This is a genomic window from Microbispora sp. NBC_01389 (assembly GCF_045040095.1).
Taxonomy (GTDB): domain Bacteria; phylum Actinomycetota; class Actinomycetes; order Streptosporangiales; family Streptosporangiaceae; genus Microbispora.
The window spans coordinates 7,177,657-7,189,614 of the sequence record NZ_CP109552.1 but is presented as its reverse complement, the minus strand read 5'-3'; the positions used below and the strand labels follow the sequence as shown (position 1 = coordinate 7,189,614).

8 protein-coding genes and 1 pseudogene are annotated in these 11,958 nt (G+C 73.2%); 3 read left to right on the top strand and 6 right to left on the bottom strand.

The window, feature by feature from the left end; genetic code table 11:
- Positions 1 to 189 precede the first annotated feature (189 nt).
- Positions 190 to 4,290, top strand: coding sequence for an ATP-dependent RNA helicase HrpA (gene hrpA, locus OG344_RS31680; protein WP_405086232.1), 4,101 nt, complete (start codon positions 190 to 192; stop codon positions 4,288 to 4,290).
- Between the two features lie 9 nt (positions 4,291 to 4,299).
- Here hrpA and OG344_RS31675 read toward each other — a convergent pair whose 3' ends face one another.
- Both OG344_RS31675 and OG344_RS31670 read right to left on the bottom strand, forming a co-directional pair.
- Positions 4,300 to 5,085 (bottom strand): gamma-glutamyltransferase, encoded by a 786-nt coding sequence (locus tag OG344_RS31675; RefSeq protein WP_405089213.1) that lies wholly within the window; start codon positions 5,083 to 5,085, stop codon positions 4,300 to 4,302.
- A 99-nt stretch (positions 5,086 to 5,184) separates the two neighbouring features.
- Positions 5,185 to 5,383, bottom strand: a pseudogene (locus tag OG344_RS31670) (gamma-glutamyltransferase); the annotation flags it as partial.
- A 142-nt stretch (positions 5,384 to 5,525) separates the two neighbouring features.
- Between OG344_RS31670 and OG344_RS31665 the strand changes: the two are divergent.
- On the top strand, positions 5,526 to 6,179 hold the full coding sequence (locus OG344_RS31665) for an HAD family hydrolase (RefSeq protein ID WP_405086231.1): 654 nt from the start codon (positions 5,526 to 5,528) through the stop codon (positions 6,177 to 6,179).
- Between the two features lie 117 nt (positions 6,180 to 6,296).
- Here the strand turns inward: OG344_RS31665 and OG344_RS31660 are convergent, their stop codons facing one another.
- Positions 6,297 to 6,749, bottom strand: a complete 453-nt coding sequence (locus OG344_RS31660) for a MarR family winged helix-turn-helix transcriptional regulator (protein WP_405086230.1) — start codon at positions 6,747 to 6,749, stop codon at positions 6,297 to 6,299.
- A gap of 53 nt (positions 6,750 to 6,802) precedes the next feature.
- On the opposite strand from OG344_RS31660, the gene OG344_RS31655 reads away from it, so the two are divergent.
- Positions 6,803 to 7,966, top strand: a complete 1,164-nt coding sequence (locus tag OG344_RS31655) for a serine hydrolase domain-containing protein (RefSeq protein ID WP_405086229.1) — start codon at positions 6,803 to 6,805, stop codon at positions 7,964 to 7,966.
- Positions 7,967 to 8,168: 202 nt separating this feature from the next.
- Here OG344_RS31655 and OG344_RS31650 read toward each other — a convergent pair whose 3' ends face one another.
- From OG344_RS31650 to OG344_RS31640, 3 genes are all read right to left on the bottom strand, one after another.
- Positions 8,169 to 8,738, bottom strand: coding sequence for a hemerythrin domain-containing protein (locus OG344_RS31650; protein WP_405086228.1), 570 nt, complete (start codon positions 8,736 to 8,738; stop codon positions 8,169 to 8,171).
- 82 nt (positions 8,739 to 8,820) lie between these two features.
- Positions 8,821 to 10,464, bottom strand: a complete 1,644-nt coding sequence (locus OG344_RS31645) for a serine/threonine-protein kinase (RefSeq protein ID WP_405086227.1) — start codon at positions 10,462 to 10,464, stop codon at positions 8,821 to 8,823.
- A gap of 34 nt (positions 10,465 to 10,498) precedes the next feature.
- Positions 10,499 to 11,824 carry an SGNH/GDSL hydrolase family protein gene (locus tag OG344_RS31640; RefSeq protein WP_405086226.1) on the bottom strand — a complete coding sequence of 442 codons (1,326 nt, stop codon included), beginning with the start codon at positions 11,822 to 11,824 and terminating at the stop codon, positions 10,499 to 10,501.
- Between the last annotated feature and the right edge of the window lie 134 nt (positions 11,825 to 11,958).

The window sequence follows — 11,958 nt, the reverse complement described above, 5'->3', positions numbered from 1 at the left end:
TGACCGGCCCGTAAGCCGGCCGCGAGCCCATTGCGAAGCCCATTGTGAGCCCACTCTGAGCCGACTGTGGCCGGCCGTGGCGGGGGTGCCCGGCCGGCCCTCGGCGGCCTCCTCCGGCGGGCCGCCCGCCGTGCGGATCGAAAACGGCTGGCAGATCGGCCGGGGTCGTTGCCTATCCTTGAGCCTGGAATGAACACGCTCGCCGATCTCCAGGGCCGTATCCCCGATCTGATGCTGCGCGACCAGCGCAGGCTGCGCCGCCGTATCGACGGCATGCGCCGGGTCCGCGACCGCGCCTCCCGTCAATCCGTCGTCCAGGAGATCGCGGGGGACGTGGAGGCCGCCGAACGCCGCGTGGCCGAGCGCCGCGCGGCCGTGCCGGTCATCAGCTATCCCCCCGATCTCCCGGTCAGCAAGCACAAGGACGACCTGCTCGCGGCAATCAGGGACCACCAGGTCGTGATCGTGGCCGGGGAGACCGGGTCGGGCAAGACCACCCAGATCCCCAAGATCTGCCTGGAGCTGGGCCGGGGCGTCCACGGGGTCATCGGGCACACGCAGCCGCGCCGCATCGCCGCCCGCACGGTCGCCGAACGCATCGCCGAGGAACTCTCGATCGACCTCGGATCGGCGGTCGGCTACAAGGTCCGCTTCACCGACCACTCCAGCGACGGGACGCTCGTCAAGCTGATGACCGACGGCATCCTCCTCGCGGAGATGCAGACCGACCCGCTCCTGCTGCAGTACGACACGCTGATCATCGACGAGGCGCACGAACGCAGCCTCAACATCGACTTCATCCTCGGCTACATCCGCCAGCTCCTTCCCCGGCGGCCCGATCTCAAGGTCGTCATCACCTCCGCGACCATCGACCCCGAGCGATTCGCCCGGCACTTCGCCGCTCCGGGCGGCGCCCCGGCGCCGATCGTCGAGGTGTCCGGCCGGACCTACCCCGTCGAGGTGCGCTACCGCCCGATCGACGAGGACGACGACCAGACCCAGGCCATCGTGGACGCGGTGGACGAGCTGTGCGCCGAGGGGCCGGGCGACATCCTGGTCTTCCTCAGCGGCGAGCGGGAGATCCGCGACACCGCCGACGCGCTGAAGGGACGCCCGGAGGAGGTCCTCCCGCTGTACGCGCGGCTGACGGCCGCCGAGCAGCACCGGGTGTTCCAGTCTCACCGGGGCCGCCGGATCGTGCTGGCCACCAACGTGGCCGAGACCTCGCTGACCGTGCCGGGCATCAAATACGTGGTCGACCCCGGCACGGCGCGGATCTCCCGGTACAGCCACCGGCTGAAGGTGCAGCGGCTGCCGATCGAGCCGGTCTCCCAGGCCTCGGCCAACCAGCGCAAGGGCCGCTGCGGCCGGACGTCCGACGGCGTCTGCATCCGCCTCTACTCGGAGGAGGACTTCCTCTCCCGCCCCGAGTTCACCGACCCCGAGATCCTCCGTACGAACCTGGCGAGCGTCATCCTGCAGATGACCTCGCTGGGCCTGGGCGACATCGCGGCCTTCCCGTTCGTGGAGCCGCCGGACAGCCGCCAGATCAGGGACGGCGTCACCCTGCTGGTCGAGCTGGGCGCCCTCGCCGACCGCAGTGCCGACCGCAGTGCCGACCAGAGCGCCGACCAGAGCGCCGAGAGCGATGGCGAGCGGAGTGGCGAGCCGGACGGTGAGCGGAGCGCCGATCGACGTGCCGATCCACGTGCGGGCCGGGGCGCCGAAAGGGCCGGAGGACGAGGGGGCCGGGGCGGCGGGGAGTTCCGGGGTCCCGGGCGCGAGGCCGGGCAGGGGCCGCAGCTCACCCCGGTGGGACGCAGGCTGGCCCAGCTGCCGGTCGATCCGCGGCTCGCCCGGATGGTGCTGGAGGCGGAGAAGAACGGCTGCGCCCGCGAAGTGATGATCATCGCCGCCGCGCTGTCCATCCAGGACCCGCGCGAGCGGCCGGCCGACAAGCAGCAGGCGGCCGACGAGAAGCACCGCCGCTTCGCGGACAAGGAATCCGACTTCCTGACCTATCTCAACCTCTGGAACTACCTGCGCGAGCGGCAGAAGGAGCTCTCGTCGAGCGCGTTCCGGCGGCTGTGCAAGGCCGAGTTCCTCAACTACCTGCGCGTACGGGAGTGGCAGGACATCGACAGCCAGCTCCGCCAGGTGGCGCGGACGCTGAACGTCGTGCCGAACAGCGCGCCCGCCGATCCCCGGCGCGTGCACGAGTCGCTGCTGGCCGGCCTGCTGTCGCACATCGGCGTCAAGGACGTCGAGGCCAAGCGCAGGCAGGACGGCCCGCGCCGGCCGCTCACCGAGTACATCGGCGCCCGCAACGCCCGTTTCGCCATCTTCCCCGGCTCGGCCCTGGCCAAGACGCAGCCGCAGTGGGTCATGTCGGCGGAGCTGGTCGAGACCTCCCGGCTGTGGGCCCGCGTCAACGCCAAGATCGAGCCCGAGTGGATCGAGCCGCTCGCCCAGCACCTCGTCAAGCGCACCTACAGCGAGCCGCACTGGGAGAAGGACCAGGCCGCCGTCGTCGCGCTGGAGAAGGTCACCCTGTACGGCGTGCCTATCGTGACCGAGCGGAAGGTCAACTACGGCCGCATCGACCCCGAGCTCAGCCGTGAGCTGTTCATCCGGCACGCGCTGGTCGAGGGCGACTGGCGGACGCACCACAGGTTCTTCCACGACAACCGCAAGCTGCTCGACGAGGTCGGGCAGCTGGAGGAGAAGGCCCGCCGCCGCGACATCCTGGTGGACGACGAGACGCTGTTCGACTTCTACGAGCAGCGGATCCCCGCCGAGGTGGTCTCGGGCCGGCACTTCGACAGCTGGTGGAAGAAGGCGTCCCGCGAGACGCCCGAGCTGCTGACGTTCACCCAGGAGATGCTGGTCAACGACAGCGCCGGGGTCAGCGCCCGCGACTACCCCGACGCCTGGCGGCAGAACGGCCAGCGGATGCGGCTCACCTACCGGTTCGAGCCCGGCGCCCCGGAGGCGGGGGAGGCGGACGGCGTGACCGTCCACATCCCGCTCGCCGTACTCAACCAGGTGGAGCCGGACGGCTTCGACTGGCAGATCCCGGGTCTGCGCGAGGACCTCGTCACCGCCCTCATCAGGTCGCTGCCGAAGAACCTGCGCCGCAACTTCGTGCCCGCGCCCAACTACGCCAAGGCCGTGCTGGAACGCGTACGGGCGGGCGGCGAGCCCATCCTCGGCGCGCTTGAGCGCGAGCTGCACGCGATCACCGGGGTGGCGATCCCGCGCGACGCGTGGGCGCTCGACCAGCTGCCCGCGCACCTGCGGATCACCTACCGGGTGGTCGACGACCGCAGGCGCACGGTGGACGAGGACAAGGACCTGGAGGCGCTCAAGCTGCGGCTCGCCTCCAAGCTGCGCGCCACCCTGTCGAGGGCCGCCGACGACCTGGAGCGCGACGGGCTGCGGAGCTGGACCATCGGCACCCTGCCGAAGGTGTTCGAGCAGGGCAGGATGCGCGCGTACCCGGCCCTGGTGGACGAGGGCGGCAGCGTCGCGGTCCGGATGTTCGACACCGAGGCGGAGCGGGACCAGGCCATGTGGGCGGGCACCCGGCGGCTGGTGCTGCTCAGCGTGGTCAGCCCGGCCAAGGCCATCCTGCGCGGCCTCACCACCGCGCAGAAGCTCGCCCTCAGCCGCAGCCCGCACGGCGGCGCCGCCGCCCTGTTCGACGACTGCACGGAGTGCGCGGCCGACCGGCTGATCGCCGAGGCGGGCGGGCCCGCGTGGGACGAGGCCGCCTTCGAGCGGCTGCGCGACCACGTGCGCGCCTCGCTGTTCGAGACGACGGAGGAGGTCGTCGGCCGGGTGGAGCGTGTCCTCGCGGTGTGGCACACCGCGCAGACGCGGCTCGACGCGCTGGGCGGCGCCGTCGCCGACCTCGCCGCCGACGTCCGCGACCAGCTCGACGCGCTGGTCCACCCGGGGTTCGTCACCGAGACGGGGTACGACCGGCTGCCGGACGTGCTCCGCTACCTGCGCGCGGTCGAACGGCGGCTGGACAAGCTTCCCGACGACCCCGGCCGCGACCGCGAGTGGATGCACCGGGTGCACGACGTCGAGGACGACTACCGCGACCTGCTCGACCGGCTGAAGCCCGCCGAGCGGGACGACAAGGCCGTACGGGACATCCGGTGGATGATCGAGGAGCTGCGGGTGAGCTTCTTCGCCCAGCAGCTCGGCACCCCCACGCCGGTCTCCGAGAAGCGCATCCGCAAGGCCATGGAGCAGGCAGAGTCCGCCGCCCGGTCCGGGTGACCCCCGGCGTCAGCGGCCCAGCGCGGCGCCGATGAGGGCGCGGGGGTCGGCCGCTCCGGCGAGCATGCCCGACGGGAGCAGGTCGATCAGATGGGCGTGCCCGAAGTCCGTGCCGTACGCGGCCGTCCCGACCGGATGGCCGCGCTCGCGCAGGCCGTCCGCCCACGGTGCCCCCTCCTCGACCTCGACCCCCTGATCGGACCGCCAGGTGTCGAAGCCGGTGTCGCCGCCGCTCAGCCGCCACCGGGGGGCGCCGACGGCCGCTGACGGCGTCTGCCGGTGCAGGAGGAGACGGGTGACGATCTGCAGCAGGATCTGCGGCTGGGCGTCCCCGCCCATCGTGCCGAGGACCGCGCGCAGGGTCCCGTCCGGCCGGGTGACCAGCGCCGGGCACAAGGTGTGGGGCGGCCGGCGGCCCGGGCCGTACTCCGCGAAATGACCAGGCGTGAGCGAGAAGCCGATGCCGCGGTTGTGCAGGTTGATGCCGGTGTTCGGCTCGAAGAGCAGGCTGCCGAAGCCCGATGCGTTCGACTGGATGAGCGAGACGCCCATGCCGTCCCCGTCCACCGCGCACAGGTACGTCGTGTCGCCGGGCGCGGCGGGGGCGGCGGGCAGCGGCGAGCGGCGCCCGGGATCCACCAGGGCACGCCGGGCGGCCGCCGTCTCCAGGGGCGCGACGGCCGTCTCGTGCAGCACGCCGAGGCGGTCGTGCCCGGCCGCCCTGGCCGACTCCACCATCAGGTGCGCCCAGCCCGGGTCGGCGGGATCGGCGGGCGGGCCGAGCCCGGCGAGGATCTCCAGCGCGAGCAGCAGCAGGTAGCCCTGCGAGCGCCAGCCAGCCGTCCGCGCAGCCCGGCACCGGAACCGACCGGACGTCGAACAGGTGCGGCATGCGGTCCCGGCCCTCCGCCCGCAACCGTACGGGGTCCGCGCCCGATCCCGCGCGCCCGGACGCGTTGAGCGCGGACACGGCGCCGTCGTGGACGAGCGCGAACAGGTCGCCGCCGAGACCGCACAGGTGCGGGGCGGTGACCGCCAGCACGGCGGCCGCGGCGAGGGCGGCGTCCACCGCGTTGCCGCCCCGGTCGAGCATCGCGACACCCGCCGCGGAGGCCAGGTGGTCGGCCGTGCACACCATGCCGTTCAGGGCGTACCGCGTGTCGCTCACGACCGGTGATCGTACGTCACGCCGTAGAGTGGCTGCCGTCAATCAGGACGTAAGGGATGGGATGGTCATGGTCCGGGCGCTCGTGTTCGACGTGGGGGAGACGCTCATCGACGAGACCCGGATCTGGTCGCGGTGGGCCGACCGGCTGGGCGTGCCGCGCCTGACCTTCCTGGGCGTCCTCGGCGGCATGGCGGCCCTCGACCGGAGCCACCGGGAGGCGTTCGAGCTGGTCAGGCCGGGGATCGACGTCGAGGCCGAGATCGAGGCGTGGCGGCGTGAGGACCCGGCCGGGCTGCGCGAGAACTTCGACGCCGACGACCTCTACCCCGACGTCCGGCCCGGCCTCGCGGCGCTGCGCGCGGCGGGGTACGACCTGGTCGTCGCGGGCAACCAGCCGCCCCAGGCCTACGACGCGCTGGTCGCGATGGACCTGCCGGTCGACGGGGTCCACACCTCCGCCGCCTGGAACGTGGAGAAGCCCGACCCCGCGTTCTTCGCCAAGGTCGCGGCCGTGTGCGGGCACGAGCCGGGGGAGATCCTCTACGTGGGCGACCGCCTCGACAACGACGTCCTGCCGGCCGCGGCGGCGGGGATGCGGACGGCCCTGCTGCGCCGGGGCCCCTGGGGCCACCTGCACGCCGCCCGCCCCGAGGCCGCCCGCGCCGACCTGGTCGCCGACGGCCTCGCCGACCTCGTCCATCTGGTCCCCGCGCTCACCTGAGCCGGAGCTTCCAGCCACCCGGCCGGCAGGAGGCCGCGCCGGGAGCGGAGGCGTCTCCGGCCTGGCGTGGCCGGTGGTCGTTCCGCCTACCCCGGCGCAGCGGGCGGGAGGGCGTCATTACTGGGGACGGAGCCGGCGGGAGAGCAGGTCGTTCAGGGCGCCGGTCTCCCGGGCGAGTCGGTCGAGCGACGCCAGGAACTCCTCAGGTGCGTCGAGGAGGCCGAGCATCCCGGCGGACACCTCGGCGCGGGCGGTGCGGCCCGCCTCGACAGCGGCCCGGCCGTACGGCGTGAGTTCGATCATCCGTGCCCGCTGGTCGCCGGGATCGGTGCGGCGCGCGACGTAGCCGACGCGTTCCATCTCGGCCGCCACCTTGGACGCGCCCTGAGGGGTCATGCCGAGCAGCCCGGCCAGGTCGGAGACGCGTACGGGGCCCTGGAGCAGGTGCTGGAACACGTACCCGTGCACCGTGCGCACCCGGTCGTGCCCGGCCGCGGCCATCCGGGCGCGGACCTCGGCGTCGCAGGCCGCGGTGAGGGCGGCGAACAGCAGGGTCAGGTCACTTGACACCACAGGAGGATACTCAAATACTCAACCTTGGTTTCGCAACCTAGGTTGAGTAAATGGAGGGCGCAGTGTGGTGTGATCCCGCGTTCCGGCCCGTCGCCGAGGCGTTCCGGCAGGTGTGCGACGGACGACCCGGCGGCGCGGCCGTCGCCGTGTACGCGGACGGGCGGCTGGTGGTGGACCTTTGGCACGGTACGGCCGACCGGGACGGCCGCCGTGCCTGGGAGCGCGACACGGTCGTCAACGTGTTCTCCGCGTCCAAGGGGGTGCTCGCGACGCTCGCGCACCTGTACGCCCAGCGCGGGCTGCTCGACCTCGACGCCCCGGTGGCCCGCTACTGGCCCGGGTTCGCCACCGCGACCACCATCGCCGACCTGCTGGCGCACCGGTCGGGGCTGCCCGCCGTCCGCCGCACGCTGCCGCCGGGCTCGCTGTTCGACTGGGACGCCATGACCGGCGCGCTCGCCGCGGAAACCCCGTGGTGGTCGCCCGGCGAGCGGCACGGATACCACGCGGTGACCTTCGGCTGGCTCGTCGGAGAGGTCCTGCGCCGGGTCGGCGAGCGGCCGGTGCGTGATCTGGTCCGCGACGAGTTGCGCGTACCCGGTCTGTCGATCGGCCTGCCAGCAGCCCAGGCGGGCAGAGCGGCCTACCTGGCGCCCCCGGAGGCGCCCCCGGAGGCTGCCCCGAAGGAGGCCGGGCAGGGTGGGCAGGAGGGCGGGCCGGACGCCGCAGCGCCGGCGCTGGCATCGGCCATGGCGGACCCCGGATCGATCACCATGAAGGCCTTCTGCAACCCGCCGGAGCAGCTCACGCCCGGCCTGGTCAACACCGCACGCTGGCGCGCCGCCGAGATCCCCGCCGCCAACGGGCACGCCACCGCCAGGGCCCTGGCCACCCTGTACGGCAGGCTCGTGGCGGGTGAACTGCTCCATCCCGACGTGCTCGGCCGGGCCGTCGCGTCGCGAAGCGAGGGACGCGACGAAGTCCTGCTGGCGGAGACCAGGTTCGCCCTCGGCTACATGCTGCCCAGCGAGATCCGGCGGTTCGCGCTGAACCCCCGCGCCTTCGGGCACAGCGGATCCGGCGGCGCGCTCGCCTTCGGCGATCCGGACGCGGGCATCGCCCTGTCCTACACGCCCAGCCACCTCATCACCAGCCCCGCCGGACCCGACCCGCGGTGGGAACCCCTCGTCGCGGCCCTCTACGCCTGCCTGTGACCGGCCCTGGCACGACCCCCGGCCTCCGGGCCGGTACGCCAGGGATCGGCGACCGGCCCGAGCCATCGGCAGGTATCTGCTTCAGGCGAGGGCGAGGGCGAGGGCGAGGGCGAGGGCGAGGGCGAGGGCGAGGGCGAGGGCGAGGGCGAGGGCGAGGGAGGCTAGGGGCTCCGGGCCGGTCGCCGGCGGGACACGGGAGGGCTCAGCTCTGCTGCTTCTTCTGCCTGATCGCGGCGACGAGCTCGTCCTTGCTCATCCCGGACGCTCCCTCGAGCTCCAGCTCCTTGGCCTGGTGCAGCAGCTCCTCCTTGGTGCGCGAGCGCGGCTTGATCGGCTTGGCCAGCACCTCGGCCTTCCGCCTGCTGAAGGACTTGCCCGCGCGCACCCGCTCCTCCAGGGAGACGGCCTGCTCCAGGGCGGGGAGGATGTCGTTCTCCTCCTCCTCGACGTGGTGGGTGACCGCCTTCACGAGCTCCTGCAGCAGGGTGTCGAACGCCGTGCTCTCCGGGTGGGTCTCCAGCAGCCGCGAGAGCATCTCCTCGGCCTCGTGGTGCTCCTCGGCGCCGTGGTGGACCTCTTCCTTCTCCTCCGGCCGCCGCCTGGCGAGCAGGGGGTAGACCACGTCCTCCTCGCCTTCGCTGTGGGCGATGAACTTCGCCGCCAGCTCCGCGAGCAGAGCCGGACGGTTCTCCGGCATCTTCTGGAGCCGTTCGAACAGCGACTCCACATCGCGGTGATCTTCTTTGATCAGGCCGATGACGTCGGTTGCCATGGGTTTCCTCCCGTGCGTGGACGCGCTCGCACTACCCGGCGCAACGCCACTCACACCGCAACCACCCCAGAACAAGCAGAGACTAGGAGTCCCTGGTCAGGTCGCCGGTGTAGGCGAAGATCCTGGCGTCGTCGGTGTGGCGGTAGGCGAGGGCGTCGCCCTTCCGGGTGAGCATGACGTCGCCCGGTACGCAGCCGTCCACGTCCTCCAAGCGGAAGGTGAGCGTGGGGCCGGAGCCTCCCGTCAGCCGCAGCGTGCCCTCGCAGGAGCTCGCCGGCTCCTTCCACCTGCCGGTCTTCTCGCCTCGCCGCAGTTCGATCTCGATGTCGTACTCGCCCATCAGTGGGACGTCGGGCGCGATGTGACCCTGCCACCTGCCCGCGAACGCGGCCGGAATCGCGGCCGCCGTCGTGGTCGTGACAGGGGGAGAGGACGGCGTGGAGCCGCCTTCGGGCGAAGCGGTCTCCGTTCCGGTCGTCTTCGTTCCGGTCGTCTGGGCGCCGGTCGGCTCCGTGCCGGTGGGATAGGAGCCGGCCGTGTCGGCCGTCGGCACCGGGCTTGTGGACGTAGCGGGGGAGGTGCCGTCAGGCGCGGCGGCAAGGCGCGGGACCAGCAGCGCCGCGCTGATCCCGAGAGCCGCCACGACCGTGCCCGCCCCGGCCAGGAGGCGGGCGCGCGAGCCCCCACGGGCCGTGCCGCCGGGAGAGGTGACCGCCGCACCGGACCCTGCTGGACCGGACCCTGCCGGACCAGGCCCTGCCGGACCAGGCCCTGCCGGACCGGACCCTGCCGGACCGGACCCTGCCGGACCGGACCCTGCTGCCTGGGGCTCGGGCGCACCGGACGGCTGGCGCGGGAGCGTTCCGTACGAGTCGCCGCCGGCGGCCGGGGCGGCTCCGCCGCTCACGGCGGCACCCGCGCGCAGCGGGTCGGGCGCGCCGGCGACCAGTGTGAGCAGCAGGTCGCGGGCGGACGGCCGGGCCGCCGGATCCTTCGCCAGGCACCGCTCGACCAGCGCCCGCAGCGACGGCGGCAACGGCGTCAGGTCGGGGGAGGCCGTCATGATCCGGTGCAGCACGGCGGCGACGTTGTCGGCGCCGAAGGCCGCGCGGCCGGTGGCGGCGAAGACGATCGTGGCTCCCCACGCGAAGACGTCGGACGCGGGCGTGGCCGGCTGCCCGGCGATCTGCTCGGGCGCCAGGTAGGCAGGGGTGCCCACCGGCCCGGCCGTGATCGTCTGGCTCTCGCCCTGGCGGGCGATGCCGAAGTCGACCACCCGCGGGCCGTCCGGCCCCAGCAGCACGTTGCCCGGCTTGAAGTCGCGGTGCACGATCCCCGCGGCGTGGATCGCCGCGAGCGCGGTCGCCGTGCCCACCGCGAGCCGGTCGAGGTCGCCGCCGCGCAGCGGGCCCGAGGCGGCCACCCGCTGCTGGAGCGAGGGGCCGTCGACGAACTCGCTGACGATGTACGGCCGGCTCCCCTCCACGACCGCCGTGATCACCTTGGCCGTGCAGAAGGGGGCGACGCCGCGCATGGCGTCGAGCTCGCGGGCCAGCCGTTCGCGCACGATGGGGTCGAGCCCGGTCTTGAGCACCTTGACCGCGACCCGCTCGCCGTCCGGCCCGTGGCCGAGGTAGACGACGCCCTGGCCGCCCTCGCCGAGCCGGCCGCCGAGGCGGAACCCGCCGAGCGTGCGCGGGTCTTCAGGCTCAAGGGGGGCAACCATGGACAAACGGTAGCGACCCCTGGGCCGATCCGGGTCACAGGGCGCGGAGGTTCACCGTGTAGGCGAGCCTGCGCCGGCCGGCGTCGCTCAGGTGCAGATGGTCGCCCGAGTCGTACGACGCGGCGAGCTGCTCGGGGAACTCGGCGTCGCGCACGGCCCTGTCGAAGTCGAGGACGCCGTCGAACGCCTTGCTCGTGCGGATCCACTGGTTGAGCCGCAGCCTGACGTCCTCGCGTTCCGGCGTCCAGGTGCCGAACCCGTAGAACGGGGTGAGCGTGGCGCCCACCACCTTGATCTTGCGGGCGTGCGCGAGGGCTATCAGCCGCTTGTACCCGTACGCGAGGGGTTTGATCGAGGTGTACTCACCCCGGGAGATGTCGTTGATGCCCATGAACACGACGACGGTCCGTACGCCGGGCTGGGTGAGCGCGTCGCGGTAGAACCGGCTGAGACCGCTCGGGCCGATGCCGGAGCGCAGCAGCCGGTTCCCGGCGATGCCCGCGTTGAGCACCGCCATTCTGCGCGACGGCGAGACCCGGACCATGCGCTGCCGCAGATAGTCGGTCCAGCGGCGGTTGGCGTCGGTGTTCTGGCCCGCGCCGTCGGTGATCGAGTCGCCGAAGGCGACGACCGAGCCCGCCTTCGACGTGGTCTCGACCGCGATGCGGTCCAGGAAGTACCACTGCGTGCTGGTGTAGGTGAAGCCGTCGGCGGTCTCCTCCGCCGCGTGGTCGCCGGGGTCGGACAGGAACGTCGTGGCGTAGGCGCGCTCGTGCCCGGTGATGCCGCCGACCGTGCCCGGCAGAAAGAGGCTGACGACCAGGGCGGAGCCGGCGACGATCCGGCCCGGGATCGGATCGCTCCAGACGGCCCGCCCGGCCGGCACCCGCACCGACTTCCGGCCGCCGAAGGTGACCTGCCGGTTCGTGCCGGTGAGGATCTCCGCGCCGTACGCCTGGGCGCCCACGTGGACGTGGGCGAAGGTCACCGGCGCCGTCCCGAACACGTTGGACAGGCGCAGGCGCGTTCCGCCTCCGCCGGCGCTCACGCGCACGACCATCCGCACGGTCTGCCCGCCGAGAGCCGCCACCACGCGGTCGGTCGAGGTGGTCCAGGCGCCCACCAGGCGCTGCCGGGCGGGCGTGTCCCCCTTCCGCCGGGAGGCCGCCGACGAGGCCGCCGAAGCCGACGACGAGGCCGCCGCGCGAGACGCGGCCGTGGCGTTCGCTGGGGCGTTCGCCGGCGCGTTCGCGGTCGCCGGAGACGCCGCGTGGACCGGTGCCGTGGGGAGCGCGGTGGTCGCGCCGGTCACGGCGAGGGCAAGAGCGGCCATGGTCAACCGGTGAGCCGGCCGTGCCATCCGGGTCCTCCAAGTGGGTCGGGCCGCCTGGGCGGGTCGACGGCGGCGGGGCGATCGGCCGCCGGAACCGTTGATCGTAGAGCATGCGCGCCGCCCTACATTACGGGTCTTTGCCGGAGTCCGGGGAAGAACTT